The 16,975-nt window shown below is 66.5% G+C and carries 16 protein-coding genes; 11 read left to right on the forward strand and 5 right to left on the reverse strand.

Annotated features, from left to right (window positions below; genetic code table 11):
• Positions 1 to 148 precede the first annotated feature (148 nt).
• Positions 149 to 874 carry a histidine utilization transcriptional repressor HutC gene (gene hutC / locus AC1Q6E_RS00005; protein WP_492572002.1) on the reverse strand — a complete coding sequence of 242 codons (726 nt, stop codon included), beginning with the start codon at positions 872 to 874 and terminating at the stop codon, positions 149 to 151.
• Positions 875 to 1,136: 262 nt separating this feature from the next.
• Here hutC and AC1Q6E_RS00010 point away from each other — a divergent pair, with 262 nt between their 5' ends.
• The 11 genes from AC1Q6E_RS00010 (at position 1,137) to hutG (ending at position 13,281) form a co-directional block, all read left to right on the forward strand.
• Positions 1,137 to 2,138: an ornithine cyclodeaminase family protein gene (locus tag AC1Q6E_RS00010; protein WP_152792776.1), complete on the forward strand. Its 1,002-nt coding sequence runs from the start codon at positions 1,137 to 1,139 to the stop codon at positions 2,136 to 2,138.
• Positions 2,135 to 2,956: a phosphate/phosphite/phosphonate ABC transporter substrate-binding protein gene (locus AC1Q6E_RS00015; protein ID WP_492572003.1), complete on the forward strand. Its 822-nt coding sequence runs from the start codon at positions 2,135 to 2,137 to the stop codon at positions 2,954 to 2,956. The genes AC1Q6E_RS00010 and AC1Q6E_RS00015 overlap by 4 nt, the downstream gene beginning before the upstream one ends.
• Complete coding sequence (locus AC1Q6E_RS00020; RefSeq protein ID WP_296555557.1) at positions 2,953 to 4,152, forward strand: CaiB/BaiF CoA transferase family protein; 1,200 nt, start codon at positions 2,953 to 2,955, stop codon at positions 4,150 to 4,152. The genes AC1Q6E_RS00015 and AC1Q6E_RS00020 overlap by 4 nt, the downstream gene beginning before the upstream one ends.
• Positions 4,152 to 5,333 carry an acyl-CoA dehydrogenase family protein gene (locus AC1Q6E_RS00025; RefSeq protein ID WP_152792774.1) on the forward strand — a complete coding sequence of 394 codons (1,182 nt, stop codon included), beginning with the start codon at positions 4,152 to 4,154 and terminating at the stop codon, positions 5,331 to 5,333. The genes AC1Q6E_RS00020 and AC1Q6E_RS00025 overlap by 1 nt, the downstream gene beginning before the upstream one ends.
• 42 nt (positions 5,334 to 5,375) lie before the next feature.
• A complete protein-coding gene (gene hutU, locus AC1Q6E_RS00030; RefSeq protein ID WP_152792773.1) occupies positions 5,376 to 7,106 on the forward strand; it encodes a urocanate hydratase in 1,731 nt (576 codons plus the stop codon).
• 11 nt (positions 7,107 to 7,117) lie between these two features.
• On the forward strand, positions 7,118 to 8,035 hold the full coding sequence (locus AC1Q6E_RS00035; protein ID WP_492572004.1) for a fatty acid desaturase: 918 nt from the start codon (positions 7,118 to 7,120) through the stop codon (positions 8,033 to 8,035).
• A 79-nt stretch (positions 8,036 to 8,114) separates the two neighbouring features.
• Positions 8,115 to 9,080 carry a Bug family tripartite tricarboxylate transporter substrate binding protein gene (locus AC1Q6E_RS00040; protein WP_152792771.1) on the forward strand — a complete coding sequence of 322 codons (966 nt, stop codon included), beginning with the start codon at positions 8,115 to 8,117 and terminating at the stop codon, positions 9,078 to 9,080.
• Between the two features lie 44 nt (positions 9,081 to 9,124).
• Entirely contained in the window at positions 9,125 to 9,706 is a 582-nt protein-coding gene (locus AC1Q6E_RS00045; RefSeq protein ID WP_492572005.1) for a HutD/Ves family protein, read from the forward strand.
• Between the two features lie 50 nt (positions 9,707 to 9,756).
• Complete coding sequence (gene hutI / locus AC1Q6E_RS00050; RefSeq protein ID WP_492572006.1) at positions 9,757 to 10,971, forward strand: imidazolonepropionase; 1,215 nt, start codon at positions 9,757 to 9,759, stop codon at positions 10,969 to 10,971.
• A gap of 52 nt (positions 10,972 to 11,023) precedes the next feature.
• Positions 11,024 to 12,427 (forward strand): formimidoylglutamate deiminase, encoded by a 1,404-nt coding sequence (locus tag AC1Q6E_RS00055; RefSeq protein ID WP_296555565.1) that lies wholly within the window; start codon positions 11,024 to 11,026, stop codon positions 12,425 to 12,427.
• 29 nt (positions 12,428 to 12,456) lie between these two features.
• A complete protein-coding gene (gene hutG, locus AC1Q6E_RS00060; protein WP_152792767.1) occupies positions 12,457 to 13,281 on the forward strand; it encodes an N-formylglutamate deformylase in 825 nt (274 codons plus the stop codon).
• Positions 13,282 to 13,512: 231 nt separating this feature from the next.
• Here the strand turns inward: hutG and yghX are convergent, their stop codons facing one another.
• The 4 genes from yghX to rpsD all read right to left on the reverse strand — a co-directional run bounded on the left by yghX (position 13,513) and on the right by rpsD (position 16,880).
• Complete coding sequence (gene yghX / locus AC1Q6E_RS00065) at positions 13,513 to 14,400, reverse strand: YghX family hydrolase (protein ID WP_492572007.1); 888 nt, start codon at positions 14,398 to 14,400, stop codon at positions 13,513 to 13,515.
• Positions 14,401 to 14,524: 124 nt separating this feature from the next.
• Positions 14,525 to 14,911 carry a 50S ribosomal protein L17 gene (rplQ, locus tag AC1Q6E_RS00070; RefSeq protein WP_152793449.1) on the reverse strand — a complete coding sequence of 129 codons (387 nt, stop codon included), beginning with the start codon at positions 14,909 to 14,911 and terminating at the stop codon, positions 14,525 to 14,527.
• Positions 14,912 to 15,118: 207 nt separating this feature from the next.
• Positions 15,119 to 16,105: a DNA-directed RNA polymerase subunit alpha gene (locus AC1Q6E_RS00075; RefSeq protein WP_152793450.1), complete on the reverse strand. Its 987-nt coding sequence runs from the start codon at positions 16,103 to 16,105 to the stop codon at positions 15,119 to 15,121.
• A gap of 151 nt (positions 16,106 to 16,256) precedes the next feature.
• Positions 16,257 to 16,880 carry a 30S ribosomal protein S4 gene (gene rpsD, locus AC1Q6E_RS00080; protein ID WP_296556684.1) on the reverse strand — a complete coding sequence of 208 codons (624 nt, stop codon included), beginning with the start codon at positions 16,878 to 16,880 and terminating at the stop codon, positions 16,257 to 16,259.
• Positions 16,881 to 16,975: the final 95 nt, after the last annotated feature.

The following is a 16,975-nucleotide window of genomic DNA, read 5'->3' on the forward strand; positions in this document are numbered from 1 at the left end:
TTCCCGCCCGAGTTCTGCGCCCGCCCCGGCCACCCTGTCCCCACCGGGTAGTCCCGCGCAGCGGGACCGGCTTCGCTTGCGACACGCCCGCCCCCCGGCCCCGGTGCCCCGGACAAGACCGGGTAAAGAACATCAATGTCGATTCAGCCTAGGCCGCGCTGGAGAAAGCCCCGATCAAACGGTAGCTGTGGCCCGGATGGTAGAGCCGTGCCACCGAGGCCACCCTGCCCTGCGACTCCGTGCGGCGCGAGACGCGCAGCAAGGCCGCGCCGTCGGCCACGCCCAGCAGCCGGGCCACGGCCGGCTCGGCATTGACGGCCTCGATCACCTGTTCGGCCGCCGTGAGAGGCGCGCGCGCAAACAGGTAGCTCGATGCGGTATGGCTGTCCAGGTCCAGGTCCAGGAAATCCGGAATCACTTCTGGATTGATGAAACGCTCTTCGAACTGGATGGGCACGCCGTTCTCGAAGTGCAGGACCTCGCAATAAAACACGTCGGACTGGCGCCCCAGGCCCATCGCATCCGCGATGGCGGCGCTTGCGCGCAGCTTTTGCCTGGACAGCACCTTGCTGCTGTGGCGATGGCCGCGCTCCACGATTTCCTGATGCACGTCCTTGACCATCAGGACATTGGAGATTGAGTTGAGGTCCGCCACGTAGGATCCGGAGCCGTGGCGGCGCTCGATAAGGCCTTCCGCCTGCAATTCCTGCAATGCCCGCCGCACGGTCAGGCGCGCGCACCCGAACTGGCTTTCGAGCGCGCGCTCGGAAGGCAGCCTGACCCCGGGTTTCCAGCCGCCGCGTTCGATCATTGCGCGGATCTCGGCCTTCACCTCGGAATAGCCGGTCTTCTGACCGGAGGCATTCAGCGACATTGGTCTCTCCCACAAAGCGCGCATTCCACATTCAAGCGACAGCCATGTTGCCACAACTGCGCAACCTGCCATCCCCGGCCCCATACCCGGGGAAACGCGAGCGCGGAACCGCCGCCAACACCCGGCGCGCAGGGTACCGGTCCCTGCCCGGCCCCTGGGTTAACCCCTGGGAATTGCCGTGCAAAGCACATTGACTCCCGTTGCCGCTCTCGCGTAAATTGGTATACACCACTTCATCAATCGCAAGCCGGAGCACAAGCACATGAAGTCGATCTCGATGACCTACCTGAACGGCCCCGACGTGGAACGCATCGCGTTGACCGACGAGGAAATCCTTGCCGCGGTCGAGGGCGGCCTGCGCGCGCAGGGCAACGGACAGACGGTGATCGAACCGCGCATGCACCTGATGCCCGACCCCGCCTTCAATGGGCACTTCAATGTGCTGCGCGGCTATGTCGCGCCGCTGAACCTGGCCGGCGTGAAGATCGTGGGCGACTTCGTGGACAACTACAAGCAGGGCCTGCCATCGGAGATGGCAATGCTGAACCTGTTCGACCCGCGCACCGGCATTCCCGTCGCCGTGGTCGACGCGACCTTCATCACCGATGCGCGCACCGGTGCCGTGACCGCGCTGGGCGCCAAGCACCTTGCGCGCAAGAACAGCAAGATCCTCGGCCACGTCGGCGCGCGCGGCACGTCCTACTGGAACGTTCGCCTGCTCGATCGCCTGTTCGACTTCGACGAGATCCGGGTCCACTCGCGTCGCCCCGAAAGCCGCAACGCGTTCGCCGCCCGCCTGGAGAAAGACCTGGGCAAGAAGATCACCGTGACCGAGGACTGGCAGTCCTGCGTCGAAGGCGCCGACATCGTGGTCGAGGCCTCTCGCCTGGATGCCCCCCGACCGCTGCTCAAGACCGAGTGGATCAAGAAGGGCGCCTTCGTCGTTCCCTACGGCACCATGAGCGCGGTCGAGCTTTCGCTGACCGACATCATGGACAAACTGGTGGTCGACGACTGGGGCCAGTGCAAGGGCGGCATCCTGGGTTCGCTGCGCCGCCACGTGGAAACCGGCCGCTTGTCCGAACAGACGCTGCACGCCGAACTCGGGCAGATCGTCGCTGGCAGGAAGCCCGGGCGCCAATCCGACGACGAGACCAACCTGTTCTGGCATCGCGGCCTGTCGCTGTCGGACATTGCCCTCGGCGACGCCCTGCTCAAGAAGGGCGAGGCGATGGGTATCGGCCAGAAGCTGGTGTACGCGTGATCTGCAACGCGCGCATGTATGCGCTGACACCGGCCATCACCGACGCCTGGCGCACCCTTTTGCTGCGTGTCGGCCAGCGCGCGAGCCTCGCGTGGGACTACGAGCCGCACGTGGCTCCCGCCCCCATGCGCAGCCTCTGGGACCGCGGCGACAACGCATGTGTGTTCATGTGCGGGCTGCCCTTCATCACCGGAACGCCGCGCCCCATCCTGCTGGCGGCCCCCGTTCCCTCGGCGCCGCGTTATGAAGGCCGGCCGATCTACTTCACGGAATTCATCGCGCGCGCCGACGGCGCGATGACGGATCTCGCCTCGGTCCCCGCGGGCACGCGCCTGGCGCACATGCTGCCCGAAAGCAACTCGGGCTACAACGCACCGCGCCATCACCTGCTCACCCTGCGGGGCGCGACCGGCGTATCGCCCTTCATCCGCGCCGGACAACCCACGCCCACGCCAATGGCCGTGATCCAGGCGGTTGCCGAAGGCCGGGCCGAACTCGGCGTGGTCGACAGCTATGTCCTCGATCTGTTGCGCCGGCACGCGCCACAGATCATGGCGCCGCTGCGCACCGTCGCCACCACCGTCGCTTCACCGATTCCGGTACTGGTCGCATCGCCGGGCAGCTCCGAAGACGAGGCCGCTCGTGCGCGCACGGCGCTGCTGTCGGCGCACGAGGACGAGGTCTGCCGCGCCGCCATGCAGCAGCTGCAATTGGCGCGCTTCGCCCAGGTGCGGGCGTCCGACTACAGCGTGCTCGCCGAACGCCAGGCCGAGTCCGAACGGCGCGGCTTCTCCCTCACAGAAGAGACGGCCCGATGAACACGCCGACGCACGACGATCCGCCGCTGGCCGGGCTGAAAGTACTGGACTTCACGCGCGTGCTGGCCGGTCCCTTCTGCACGGCCATGTTTGCCGACGCCGGCGCGCAAGTGCTCAAGGTCGAGCCTTTCGACGGCGACGACTATCGCCACATGGGCTTCCAGGTCCAAGGCCGCAGCACCAACTTCGCGTTCGTGAACCGTGGCAAGCACAGCTTGCGCATGAATCTCAAGAGTCCGTCGGCCGCACGCATCATCGACCGTCTCGCGCCGTGGGCCGACGTGGTGGTCGAGAACTTCAAGCCGGGCGTGGCCGATCGGCTGGGCATCGGCTATGAACGGCTCTCGGCCCTGAACCCGGGCCTGATCTACTGCAGCATCTCGGGCTTTGGCCAGCAGGGTACATGGGCCGACCGGCCCGCCTACGACACCATCATCCAGGCTTTGAGCGGGTTGATGGCGGCCAACGGCCATCCCGACGGACCGCCCACCGTGGTCGGGGAGTCGCTGGCCGACGTCTCGGCCGGCATGTTCGGCGCGTGGGGGATCATGGCCGCGCTGTGGCAACGCAGCCAGACGGGCCGCGGGCGCCATCTGGACATCGCGATGTATGACTGCCTGGTCAGCATGATGCCCACGCTTGTCTCACGCGTGGTGGCCGGCGGCGCGGAATGCGTGCGAGTGGGTAACCGCCACCTGAACTCCGCCCCCTTCGGCGCCTTTCGCGCGGTCGACGGCATGTACGTCCTGGCGGTGGCGAACCAGAAGCTGTTCCAGCAGTTGGCCGACGCGATGGGCCAGCCCGCCCTCGCACGGGACGCGCGCTTCGCGAGCAATGCACTGCGCAAGAAGAACGAAGCGGCGCTGGCCGAGACCATCGAACGCTGGTCCGGCGCGATGACCGTCGGGCAGGCCGTTGCCGCGCTGCAGGCGCACGACGTGCCGGCCGCGCCGGTGCTGGATGTCCGCCAATCGGTCGCCACGCCCTATGCGACGGAGCGCGGCCTCGTCCGCACGCATGAGCTCGACGGCGGCGGCACGGCCTGCCACGTCGAACAACCCGTACGTTTTGGCAACCTGCCGCGACGCGGCACCGCCCCCGCCCCCGAGCTGGGCATCCATACCCAGGCCATCCTGCGGGAACTCGGCTTTGCCGAGCAGGACATCCTGGTCTTCAGGAACGAGGGACTGATCTGATGAGCGCAGCCACGCAACATGTCGACGACGAGAGCTTCGACGCCCTGATGGAACAAGTCGCGCGCTTCGTGCGCGAGCGCCTCGTTCCGATGGAGCAGCGCGTCGAGGAAGAGGACGCGGTGCCGCAGGACATCGTGGACGATATGAAGGCCATGGGCTTCTTCGGCCTGTCGATCTCGCCCGAGTACGGCGGCGCCGGCCTCACCGCCGAGCAGCAGGCACGCTTCCAGATGGCGATCAGCACCTCGTCGCCGGCCTTCCGCTACATCTACAGCTCCAACCTGGGCATCGGCTCGCGCGCCATCGCCCTGGACGGCACGCCAGAGCAGAAAAGCGAATTCCTGCCACGCCTGGCAACGGGCGAGCTGGTGGGCTGCTTCGCGCTGACGGAGCCGGGCGCCGGCTCCGACGCGGGTGGGCTGACGACGCGTGCCACGCGTGATGGCGGCGACTACCTCATCAACGGCAGCAAGCGCTTCATCACCAATGCCACGCGCGCCGATCTCTTCACCGTCATGGCGCGCACCGACCCGGCCTCCACCGGCGCCGCGGGCGTCAGCGCCTTCCTCGTCGACCGGCACGCCCCCGGCGTCAGCGTAGGCAAGCCGGAGAAAAAGATGGGCCATCGCGGCTCCCAGGTGGCCGACGTCATCTTCGACAACGTACGCGTGCCCGCCGAACGGCTGGTCGGCGGCCAGGAAGGCCAGGGCTTCCGCTCCGCGATGCGTACGCTCGACCATGGCCGCATCAACATCGCCGCGATGGGCGTGGGCATGGCCGATCGCATGCTCGAGGAGGCGATTGCCTATGCCGCGCAGCGGCGCCAGTTCGGCTCGGCCATCATCGACTTCCAGCTGATCCAGGCCATGCTGGCCGACTCGCAGGTCGACGTGCAGGCCGCGCGCGCCATGACGCTCGATGCCGCGCGCCGCATCGACGCGACGGGATCGGCCGTCAAGGAGGCCGCGGGCGCCAAGTATTTCTCGTCCGAGATGGTCTGCCGCGTGGCCGATCGCGCGGTGCAGATCTTCGGTGGCGCCGGCTACATCGCCGAGTACCCCATCGAGCGCATGTATCGCGACGCGCGCCTGCTGCGCATCTACGAAGGCACGAGCCAGATCCTGCAACTGCTGATCGCCAGGCAGATGGGCCGCGAGCGCGGCATCCGCTTCGGCCGCTGAGCGGCCCATCGCTCAGTTCCCGCACCAATCACGGAGACGACCATGAACGCACCTGAGAAAATGCTCCGCCAGGACGCCGACCCCCGCCTTGACCCCACGCGCGAAATCCGCGCGCCGCGCGGCGCCGACCTGAGCTGCAAGAGCTGGCTGACCGAGGCACCGTTTCGCATGATCCAGAACAACCTGGACCCGGACGTAGCCGAGAATCCGCAGGCGCTGGTGGTGTACGGCGGCATCGGCCGCGCCGCGCGCAACTGGCAGTGCTTCGACCAGATCCTCGCCTCGCTCAAGGACCTGGAAGCCGACGAGACACTGCTGGTGCAGTCCGGCAAACCCGTGGGCGTGTTCAAGACCCACGCCGACGCCCCCCGCGTGCTCATCGCCAACTCCAATCTCGTGCCCAAGTGGGCCAACTGGGAACACTTCAATGAACTGGACCGCAAAGGCCTGTTCATGTATGGCCAGATGACCGCCGGCAGTTGGATCTACATCGGCAGCCAGGGCATCGTACAGGGCACCTTCGAGACTTTCGTTGAAGCGGGCCGCCAGCATTACGGCAACGATCTCACGGGCAAGTGGATCCTCACGGCCGGACTGGGCGGCATGGGCGGCGCACAGCCGCTGGCAGCCACGCTGGCCGGCGCCTGCTCGCTGACCATCGAATGCCAGCAAAGCAGCATCGACTTTCGCCTGCGCACTCGCTATGTCGACAAACAGGCCAGGGACATCGATGACGCGCTCGCGCTCATCAAGCAGCACACCGGAAAAGGCGAGGCCGTCTCCATCGCGCTGCTGGGCAATGCGGCCGAGGTGCTGCCCGAACTCGTCAGGCGGGTGAAGTCGGGCGGCGCGGGTGTCCCCAGGCCCGACATCGTGACCGACCAGACCTCGGCGCACGACCTGATCAACGGCTACCTGCCCGTGGGCTGGAGCGTGGAGCGGTGGAAGGCCGCGATGGCGGATCCCGCGCAGCATGCCCTCCTCACCAAGGCCGCCGCGCAAAGCTGCAAGGCGCACGTCCAGGCCATGCTCGACTTCCACGCGATGGGGGTCCCCACGGTGGACTACGGCAACAACATCCGCCAGGTCGCCTTCGACGAAGGCCTGAAGAATGCCTTCGATTTCCCCGGCTTCGTCCCCGCGTACATCCGCCCGCTTTTCTGCGAGGGCAAGGGCCCGTTCCGCTGGGTGGCGCTGTCGGGCGATCCGGAAGACATCTACAAGACGGACGCCAAGATCAAGGAACTCTTCCCCGAGAACAGGCATACGCACCGCTGGCTGGACATGGCCAGGGAACGCATCAGTTTCCAGGGCCTGCCCGCGCGCATCTGCTGGCTGGGTCTGGGGGAACGCCACATGGCCGGCCTGGCCTTCAACGAGATGGTGCGCAAGGGCGAGCTCAAGGCGCCCATCGTGATCGGGCGCGATCACCTGGACACCGGCTCGGTCGCCAGCCCCAACCGCGAGACCGAAAGCATGAAGGACGGCACCGATGCCGTCAGCGACTGGCCGCTGTTGAACGCGCTGCTCAACACCGCCGGCGGAGCGACCTGGGTGAGCCTGCACCACGGCGGCGGCGTGGGGATGGGCTATTCGCAGCATTCGGGCATGGTGATCGTGTGCGACGGCACCGAGGCCGCCGACAAGCGACTGGCACGCGTGCTGGTCAACGACTGCGGCACGGGTGTGATGCGCCACGCCGACGCCGGTTACGAGCTCGCCGTGCGGACGGCCGGACAGTTCGGGCTCAAGCTGCCGATGATCGACGGCTGAGGGACACCGCCATGGATCGCAATTCCCGTGTCGCGGCGATGCCCTTCTGGGACCGCTACGAGCTGCCCACGGTGCTGCTCGGCCTGGTGCTGTATGCAAGCTGGGTAGCGCTGGTCTGGTATCACGCCTACATTCCGGGGTGGCTGCTGTTCTTGCTGGGCGGCTATGTCGTGCAGTGGCACTTCTCGCTGCAACACGAGAGCATCCATGCGATGCGCAACTGGCCCACGTGGCTGCGCAATGCCTTCGTCTGGCCGCCGCTGGGACTCTGGCTGCCCTACCCGCTCTACAACCGCAGCCACAGCACGCATCACGTCAATTTCCATCTCACCCATCCGCAGCGCGACACCGAAAGCTACTACCGGCTTGCCGGCGACTGGCAGCACCTGGGCAGGATAAAGAAGGCGCTGCTGATGCTCAACCAGACGCTGGCCTGCCGCCTTGTGTTCGGGCCTTTCGTGCGCCTTTACAAGCTGGTCAGGCGCGAAGCCGCCAGATTGCTCGCGGGGGACTTCTCCCACGTCGGACACTGGATCGTGCACGCGGTCTGCGTCGGCCTGCTGCTGTACTGGGTCACGCAGGTGGCGGGCATGCCGCTGTGGATGTACCTCGTATGCTTTGCGTGGCCAGGCATGTCGTGGGGCATGTTGCGCACCTTCACCGAGCACCGCTGGGGCGATCGGCCGATGGAACGCACCGCCATCGTCGAATCCAACCACCTGATGGGCGTTCTCTTTCTCTACAACAACCTGCACCTGGTCCACCACCAGCAGCCGACGCTGCCCTGGTATCGCATCCACGCGCGTTGGCAGCGCGACCGGGAAGCGCTGCTCGAGGACAACGATCATTTCTTCTACCCCGGCTATCTGGACATTGCCCGGCGTTTCCTGGTCACACCGGTGTTCCATCCCGGACACCCCAAGTGGTGAACGTGGCGACAGCCACCACCCCGCTCCCGTTCTTGCGTTGCTCTGCCCGGTCTCAACCTGAACTCTCCATGGAGTCACCATGCGCCACGCTGCTCGACTGACCATTGCCCTGGCCGCCACGCTGGCCGCTACCGCGTCGTGGGCCGACGACTATCCATCGAAGATGCTTCGCATGGTCGTGCCCTACCCGCCCGGCGGCATCACGGACAAGATCGCACGCGAAGTATCCGAGGAACTGTCCAAACGACTGAAGCAGACCGTGGTGGTCGAGAACCGCGCCGGCGCGGCAGGCAACATCGGCTTCGACTATGCCGCGCGCCAGCCGGCCGACGGCTACACCCTGGTCCTGGCGCCCGCCTCCAATCTCACGGTGCAGCCAGCCTTGTTCAAACGTCTGAGCTACAACCTGGAGAAAGACTTCGCGCCCGTTTCCCTGCTCGTGAACACGCCGCAAGTGCTGCTCGTCCACCCCAGCCTGCCGGTCAACAGCGTCAAGGAACTGGTGGAGTACTCGAAGAAGAACCCTGGCAAGACCAACTTCGGCGTCACGCTTGGCGCCTACTCGCACCTGGCCGGTGAAATGCTGGCAACGCAGACCGGCGCCGACTTCAAGGCCGTGCCTTACCAAGGCGTCGCGCCCGCGCTCAACGACCTGTTGGGCGGCACCACGCAGTTCGGCTTCAACGAAGTGACCACCGCCATTCCGCAGATCGCGGGCAACAAGATCAAGCCCCTGGCCGTGGCCTACCGCTCGCGCGTCCCCTGGCTGCCGAACGTACCGACCATGGCCGAGGCCGGTTTTCCCAACTTCGAAGTGACCTCATGGTACGCCGTCGTCACCCGGCAAGGCACACCCAGGCCCATCATCGACAGGCTTTCCAAGGAATTCCACGATATCGTGCAAAGTCCCGATTTCAAGAAACGCTATGACGACATGGGCGCCTTCGTGGTCGGCAGCACCCCCGAGGAATTGGACCAGCACATCAAATCCGAGACCGCCCGGTGGATTCCTGTCGTCAAGCAAGCGGGCATCGAACCGAACTGACGCCGGCAGCCCTTCGGACACCCGCCTGGATCAGGAACCCGACCATGGCAAAGCATCGCTTTGACGTAGCTTGCGCGAAGCCGGCACCGTGGAAGAACGGCGCCGGCAGCACGCGCGAAATCGCGTGCTGGCCCCCCGGGGCGGGCTTCGATACCTTCGACTGGCGCGTGTCCATCGCCTCCATCGCGTCGAGCGGCCCCTTCTCGACCTTCGCGGGGGTGGACCGCATCATCACGCTGCTCGATGGAGACGGCGTGCGCTTGCGAGGGCCGGGCATCGATCACCCGCTCGACGCAGCCTTGCAGCCTTTTGCTTTCAACGGGGAACTTCCCATCGACTGCGCGCTGCTCGGTGGCGAGTCCAGCGATTTCAACATCATGAGCCGGCGCGGCCGCGTGCGTGCCGACCTGCGTGTTCTGCGCGGCGCGGCCGAGCTGGCCGCCGCGCCCGCCGGACTGTTGTTGGCCGTGCATGGGCAATGGCGGGCCGACGGCGAAACGCTGGCTTCCTGGCAAGGCCTGTGGTGGAGCGGCGAGGATCACGCATGGTCGCTGCGCGGTACCGAGGCCGGCGCGGCACTGCTGGCGGTGGCGTGGCACCCGGCGGAAGCCGGCGCAGCCGTATAGTCAAACAGCCATCCGGCCGCACAACGTCCGGACGGACTCAAGGATGTCAGATGCAAGCCTTCGACACGCTACCTTCCGCCGACGGCCTGTGGACGCAACTGCGCGCCATCGATGGCGCACCCTGCGCCCTGGTCGTGGCCAACGGCCGGATCCAATGGATAGGCCCTCCCGGCGCGGTGCCCGCCGAACATGCCGGCGCCCCGCGCCATGACGGTGCCGGCGCGCTCGTTACTCCGGGCCTCGTGGATTGCCATACCCACCTGGTCTACGGCGGCCAGCGCGCCAACGAATTCGCGATGCGCCTGGCCGGCGCGACCTACGAGGAAATCGCGCGGGCGGGGGGCGGCATCGCCTCCAGCGTCCGCGCGACGCGCGAGGCCGGCGAGGATGAACTCTTCGCCAGTGCCTCCCGGCGCCTGGAGCAGTTGTTGGCCGAGGGCGTGTGCGCCATCGAAATCAAGTCAGGCTATGGCCTGTCGCTCGAACAGGAACGCAAGCAACTGCGCGTGGCTCGACGGCTGGCGCAGGCATATGGCGTGACGGTACGGGCCACCTTCCTTGGCGCGCACGCGCTGCCGCCCGAATACGCGGGCCGCAGCGGCGAGTACATCGACCTCGTCTGCAACGAGATGATGCCCGCGCTCCACGCCGAAGGACTCATCGACGCCGTCGATGCCTTCTGCGAGCGCATCGCCTTCACGCTCGAAGAAACCGAGCGCGTATTCAAGGCCGCGCGGTCGCTGGGCATTCCGGTCAAGCTGCATGCCGGGCAACTGTCGGACATGGGCGGCGCCGCGCTGGCCGCGCGTCATGGCGCGCTGTCGTGCGACCACATCGAACATCTCTCGCAGGCCGGCATCGATGCCATGAAGGCCTCCGGCACCGTGGCCGTGCTGCTGCCCGGCGCTTACTACACGCTGCGAGACACACATCTACCCCCGATCGAAGCGTTGCGTGCCGCCGGCGTGCCCATGGCCGTATCGACCGACCACAACCCCGGCACCTCGCCCGCGCTGAGCCTGCTGCTGATGGCCAACATGGCCTGCACCCTGTTCCGCCTGACGGTGCCCGAAGCCCTCGACGGCATCACCCGCCACGCCGCGCGCGCGCTGGGCCTGCAGGACACGCACGGCGTGCTGGCCGCGGGCCGGCCAGCCAACTTCGTACTCTGGAAACTGCGCGACGCGGCTGAACTGGCCTACTGGCTCGGCAGCCGGCCCCAATGCACCATCGTGCGCCAGGGCCGCGTGGCACGCGGGAATTGAGCAACATGCCGTCCGGCTCCCGAACTCAACCGACTCATCGATCCCTTCGTCCATGACCGCCCCCTCCCGCAACCATGCCCTGTTCTCCGCCGATGCCCTGCTGCCCGCCGGCTGGGCGCGCAACGTGCTCCTGCGCTGGAGCGGGGACGGCACGCTGGTCGAAGTGCTGCCAGACCAACGCGCCCCCGCCGGCGTGGACGTCGCCGCCGGTCCCCTGCTGCCCGGCATGCCCAATCTGCATTCGCACGCTTTCCAGCGCGGCATCGCGGGCCTGACCGAATTCCGCGCGCGAGACCAGGACAGCTTCTGGAGCTGGCGGGCATTGATGTACCGGTTCGCGCTGCAACTGGACCCCGCGCAGCTCGAAGCCATTGCCTTCGGTCTGTACGTGGAAATGCTCGAAGCCGGCTATACCAGCGTGTGCGAGTTCCACTACGTGCACCATGACCGGGACGGCCGCGCCTATGCCGACGACGCTGAACTGGCACTGGCCGTCATGCGCGCGGCAAGACGGGCGGGCATCGGCCTCACGCTGCTCCCCGTGCTTTACCAGACCAGCGGCTTCGGCGGCAAACCGCCGAGCGAAGACCAGCGCCGCTTCATTCGCACCACCGACAGCATGCTCGCGCTGCTGGAGCGCCTCAAGCCGCAATGCGAGGCGCAAGGCGCGCGCCTGGGTCTCGCGCCGCACTCGCTGCGCGCGGTGCCGCCCGATCCGCTGCGCGACGCACTGGCCGGCCTCGACGCCATCGACGCAACGGCCCCCATACACATCCACATCGCCGAGCAGACGCAGGAAGTCGACGACTGCGTGGCCTGGAGCGGCCAGCGCCCCGTCGCCTGGTTGCTGGACCACGCGCGGATCGATGCACGCTGGTGCCTCGTTCATGCGACGCACATGGACGCCGACGAATACCGCCTCGGCGCCGCCAGCCGCGCCGTCGCCGGGCTGTGCCCGACCACCGAGGCCAATCTCGGCGACGGCATCTTCGACTGGAGCCGCTGGCAGGCGGCGGGTGGCGCCTGGGGCGTGGGGTCGGACAGCCACATCGGCGTGAACGCCGCCGAGGAATTGATGATGCTGGAGTACGGCCAGCGCCTGTCCACCCGCCGCCGCAACGTCATTGCCACGCCGCGGCAACCGCAGGTCGCCACCGCGATGACCTTGGCCGCCGTGCAGGGCGGCGCGCAGGCAGCGAGCCGGCCCGTGGCGGGATTCGCCGTGGGCCAGCGCGCCGATGCCGTCGTGCTCGACGCGTCGCATCCGGCGATCGCGGGCCTCTCGGGGCCGGACGCACTGTCGGCCCATGTGTTCGCGAGCCACCGCACGAACGCGATCCACAGCGTGTACGTCGGTGGCCAGGTACGGGTGCACGCCACCGCCCACGCCGAACGGCACGCCGCGCGCGAAGGCTTCCGGCAGGCCCGCCGGCAATTGCTCAACGGCGCGCCCTGAGCGCGCGCCATCCCTCACGCGAGACCGCCATGACCTTTACCACCACCGAAGCGCCTTTTCGTTTTCGCCGCGGCACGCGGCCGCTGCTGATCTCCATGCCGCACGTGGGCACGCATGTGCCCCACGCGCTGGCCACGCGCTTCACCGAGGAGGCACGCCAGGTTCCCGACACCGACTGGCATCTCGAGCGCCTGTACGACTTCGCCGATGAACTCGGCGCGTCGGTGCTCGTCGCCACGCATTCGCGCTACGTCATCGACCTGAACCGCACGCCCGACGGCGCGAGCCTCTACCCCGGCCAGAGCGTCACCGGCCTGTGCCCGGTCGACACTTTCGACGACACGCCGATCTACGCCGACGCGGCCGACCAGCCCGACGAGGCCGAGATCGCCGCGCGCCGCGAGGCCATCTGGGAACCGTATCACGCGCAACTGGCCGACGAACTCGCGCGCCTGCGCGCCGGGCATGGGGTAGCCGCGCTGTGGGACGCGCATTCCATCCGCTCCGTATTGCCGCGCTTCTTCGAAGGCAGGCTGCCCGACCTCAACCTGGGCACGGGCAACGGCACCAGTTGCGACCCCGCGCTGGCCGATCGCCTGCTTGCCATCGCCAGGCAGGCCGACCGCTTCACCAGCGTCCTCAACGGCCGCTTCACCGGTGGCTATATCACTCGGCATCACGGCCTGCCCGCGGACAACGTGCATGCCGTGCAACTCGAAATGACGCAGAGCAGCTACATGCAGGAACACCTGCCCTTCGACTATCTGCCCGACGTGGCGCGCGGCGTACAACCACACCTGCGACGCATGGTCGAAGCCATGCTCGAGTTCGCCGAAAGCCGCGCGAAACGATGACAGGCCCTGGGCTAAATCGACATTCGTTTTCTTTACCCGGTCTTGTCCGGGGCACCGGGGCCGGGGGGCTATTCCCGCGCGAGTTCACGCCCGCCCCGCCAACCGCGCCAACTCCGGGAAGTCCCGCGCAGCGGGACCGGCTTCGCTGCGCCCCAACGCGGGCCGCCCCACCCCACCGGTCAAGGACGATTCAAGAACCCGATCCCGGACATTCATGAGTGTCGATGCAGCCTAGAACAGATAGCGCTTGAACCAGGCGATCGTCCTGTCCCAGGCCAGTTTCGCCGCGGCCTCGTCGTAGCGGGGCGTGGAGTCGTTGTGGAAACCGTGGGTCGTGCCCGGATAGACGTAGGCCTCGTAGGTCTTGCCGGCGGCCTTCAACGCCGCCTCGTAGGCGGGCCAGCCGTCGTTGATGCCCTTGTCGTTCTCGGCGTAGTGCAACAACAGGGGCGCCTTGATGCGCGGCACGTCCGCCGCGCTGGCCTGCCGGCCGTAGAAGGGCACGGCTGCGGCCAGCTCGGGATACGCCACGGCGGCGGCATTGGCCACGCCGCCCCCATAGCAGAAGCCGGTGATCCCCACCTTGCCGGTCGTCCTGTCGCCCTGCATCAGGAACTCGACCGCGGCGAAGAAATCGTTCATGAGCTTGGCCGGATCGACCTGGCGCTGCAGATCCCGCCCCTTGTCGTCATTGCCCGGATATCCCCCCACCGAACTCAGGCCGTCGGGCGCCAACGCCAGGAAACCCGCCTTGGCCAGCCGGCGCGCGACGTCCTCGATATAGGGATTCAAGCCCCGGTTCTCGTGCACCACGACCACGCCCGGCACCTTGCCCGCCGCCTTGGCCGGCCGCGCCAGGTAGCCCCGCACCGTGCCATGACCCTTGGGCGACGGATAACCGATGTACTCGGCAACGATGTCCGGATCCGTGAAGGATACCTGCTCGGCCAGGGCGTAGTCGGGACTCAGCGACGCCAGCAATCCGGCAGCGGTGAGGCCGCCCACCGCGTACCTGGCCGCCCGGTCCAGGAACTCCCGCCGGGAGATCCTGCCGTGGACATAGTAGTCGTACAGCTCCAGCAGACGGGGGTCAAAGTCCTGCGCAGTCAGACGAGCCATGGCATGCCCTTTTCGGTGTGGTTCGCGAGTGCGGACAACATTACACCGGACGAAAAAAAACTGCGAGACAAGCTCGCAGTTTTCATGAAACCGGACACTCGACAGGGCCCAGGCCCCGCCTTGCTTACTCGGCGTCGACGGCTTCGCCTTCCGGCGCACGGTCGACCAGCTCCATGTAGGCCATGGGAGCGTTGTCACCCTGGCGGAAACCCATCTTCAGGATGCGGGTGTAACCACCGTTGCGCTCCTTGAAGCGGGGGCCGATTTCGGCGAACAGCTTGACGACCAGGTCGCGATCGCGCAGGCGGGCGAACGCCAGGCGCTTGTTGGCCAGGGTCGGTTCCTTGCCCAGGGTGATCAGCGGCTCGACGATGCGGCGCAGTTCCTTGGCCTTGGGCAGGGTGGTCTTGATGGCTTCGTGCGTAAGCAGCGAGACAGCCATGTTGCGGAACATGGCCAGACGGTGGCTGCTGGTGCGGTTCAGTTTACGGAGACCGTGACGGTGACGCATGATGACTTCCTTTATGAATCTAAAAGCGGCGATGCCGCGGGGTTTCCAGCTCTTCTATCGGCAAAGTGCCGCGGGCCGGTGGAAAAATTGTTGGTACGACAACTACGTAACGAAAGAAGCTCCGCTACCCAGGGCACCGCGGATCCGGCTTTGCCGGTCCGCCAGTGCCGCCCCCTGGGGGGCACCCGTAGGGCGTAGGGGGGACCCCTACGGCCTTTCCAGGCCCAGAGGGGGCCAATTTTCCAGCTTCATGCCCAGGGTCAAACCGCGGGCAGCCAGGACTTCCTTGATCTCGTTGAGCGACTTGCGACCCAGGTTCGGGGTCTTGAGCAATTCGTTCTCGGTACGCTGGATCAGGTCGCCGATGTAGTAGATGTTCTCGGCCTTCAGGCAGTTGGCCGAACGAACCGTGAGTTCGAGGTCGTCGACCGGGCGCAGCAGGATCGGGTCGATCTGCGGCGTGCCACGGGCGGGCGCTTCGATGGTTTCGGTCGAGCCTTCCAGCGCGGCGAACACCGACAACTGGTCCATCAGGATGCGGGCCGACTGGCGCACGGCTTCCTCGGGCGAAATCACGCCGTTGGTCTCGATGTCCAGCACCAGCTTGTCCAGGTCGGTACGCTGCTCGACGCGAGCGCTCTCGACCGTGTAGCTGACGCGGCGGATCGGGCTGTACGAGGCGTCCAGCACGATGCGGCCGACGGCACGGGAATGATCATCGGCGAAGCTGCGCAGGTTGCCCGGCACGTAGCCGCGGCCCTTTTCCACCTTCAATTGCATTTCCAGGCGGCCGTTGTCCGTCAGGTTGGCAATCACGTGCTGCGGATTGACGATCTCGACATCGTGCGAGATCTCGATATCGGCGGCCGTGACCACGCCGGGGCCTTGCTTGCGCAGGGTCAGGACGACTTCGTCGCGGTTGTGCAGCTTGAACACCACACCCTTCAGGTTCAGCAGGATGTCGACCACGTCTTCACGCACGCCATCGATGGCCGAGTATTCGTGCACGACACCGGTGATCTGCACTTCGGTCGGCGCATAACCCGCCATGGACGACAGCAGGATGCGGCGCAGCGCGTTGCCCAGGGTATGACCGTAGCCGCGTTCGAACGGCTCCATGATCACCTTGGCATGATTCGAGCCGATGGTCTCGACGTCGATATTGCGCGGTTTCAGAAATGCGGCATTCGCCATGAATCTTCCTTATCAATACCCTCGGCTCGTTACACCGATAAGGCTGGGAAAAAAGCGGTATTGCGGGGTGTTGCCGCGGCCCGCGGAAGCGGACCGCCTTGAAAGCCAAAAGCCGCGCTGGTCCAGCGCGGCTGAGCGAAGCGAAAAACGCTTAGCGAGAATACAATTCCACGACCATGGATTCGTTGATGTCGCGGGCGACATCGGCGCGATCCGGAGCCTGCTTGAACGTGCCTTCCAGCTTGGTCGCGTCGACGCTGACCCACTGCGGCATGCCCTGGCTGGAGGCCAGTTGCAGCGCTTCCTGGATACGGGACTGCTTCTTGGCCTTCTCACGGACGGTGATCACATCACCGGCCTTGACGATGATGGACGGCACGTTGGCGGTGTGGCCGTTCAGCATCAGCGCCTTGTGGCTGACCAGCTGCCGCGCTTCGGCGCGGGTCGAGCCGAAGCCCATGCGATAGACCACGTTGTCCAGGCGCGATTCGAGCAGCTGGATCAGGTTTTCGCCGGTATTGCCCCTGCGGCGCTCGGCTTCTTCGAAGTACTTGCGGAACTGCTTTTCCAGAATGCCGTACATGCGCTTGAGCTTTTGCTTCTCGCGCAGCTGCAGACCGTAGTCCGAGGTACGGGCACCCGAGGTGCGGCCATGCTGGCCGGGCTTGCTCTCGAGCTTGCACTTGGAATCCAGCGAACGACGGGCACTCTTCAGGAAGAGGTCCGTGCCTTCGCGGCGGGAAAGCTTACATTTGGGGCCAATATAACGTGCCACGATGTATCCTTTTCTCTGTCAGGCCATGCACACGCATGGCGAGGAGTTTGCCTTGGTCTCTTACGTTCGATGAACCAGAACGCGGCAAACGGTGG

It is taken from the genome of Pigmentiphaga sp. MLSB6-MA01 (assembly GCF_058793475.1).

What these genes read in the sequence shown, in the direction of transcription:
- rplQ (WP_152793449.1), bottom strand. Translation starts at nt 14,911, where the DNA reads ATGCGTCACCGTCACGGTCTCCGTAAACTGAACCGCACCAGCAGCCAC.
- hutG (WP_152792767.1), top strand. Translation starts at nt 12,457, where the DNA reads ATGACCTTTACCACCACCGAAGCGCCTTTTCGTTTTCGCCGCGGCACG.
- hutI (WP_492572006.1), top strand. Translation starts at nt 9,757, where the DNA reads ATGCAAGCCTTCGACACGCTACCTTCCGCCGACGGCCTGTGGACGCAA.
- AC1Q6E_RS00055 (WP_296555565.1), top strand. Translation starts at nt 11,024, where the DNA reads ATGACCGCCCCCTCCCGCAACCATGCCCTGTTCTCCGCCGATGCCCTG.
- AC1Q6E_RS00045 (WP_492572005.1), top strand. Translation starts at nt 9,125, where the DNA reads ATGGCAAAGCATCGCTTTGACGTAGCTTGCGCGAAGCCGGCACCGTGG.
- AC1Q6E_RS00010 (WP_152792776.1), top strand. Translation starts at nt 1,137, where the DNA reads ATGAAGTCGATCTCGATGACCTACCTGAACGGCCCCGACGTGGAACGC.
- hutC (WP_492572002.1), bottom strand. Translation starts at nt 874, where the DNA reads ATGTCGCTGAATGCCTCCGGTCAGAAGACCGGCTATTCCGAGGTGAAG.
- AC1Q6E_RS00020 (WP_296555557.1), top strand. Translation starts at nt 2,953, where the DNA reads ATGAACACGCCGACGCACGACGATCCGCCGCTGGCCGGGCTGAAAGTA.
- hutU (WP_152792773.1), top strand. Translation starts at nt 5,376, where the DNA reads ATGAACGCACCTGAGAAAATGCTCCGCCAGGACGCCGACCCCCGCCTT.
- AC1Q6E_RS00025 (WP_152792774.1), top strand. Translation starts at nt 4,152, where the DNA reads ATGAGCGCAGCCACGCAACATGTCGACGACGAGAGCTTCGACGCCCTG.
- AC1Q6E_RS00040 (WP_152792771.1), top strand. Translation starts at nt 8,115, where the DNA reads ATGCGCCACGCTGCTCGACTGACCATTGCCCTGGCCGCCACGCTGGCC.
- AC1Q6E_RS00035 (WP_492572004.1), top strand. Translation starts at nt 7,118, where the DNA reads ATGGATCGCAATTCCCGTGTCGCGGCGATGCCCTTCTGGGACCGCTAC.
- AC1Q6E_RS00075 (WP_152793450.1), bottom strand. Translation starts at nt 16,105, where the DNA reads ATGGCGAATGCCGCATTTCTGAAACCGCGCAATATCGACGTCGAGACC.
- yghX (WP_492572007.1), bottom strand. Translation starts at nt 14,400, where the DNA reads ATGGCTCGTCTGACTGCGCAGGACTTTGACCCCCGTCTGCTGGAGCTG.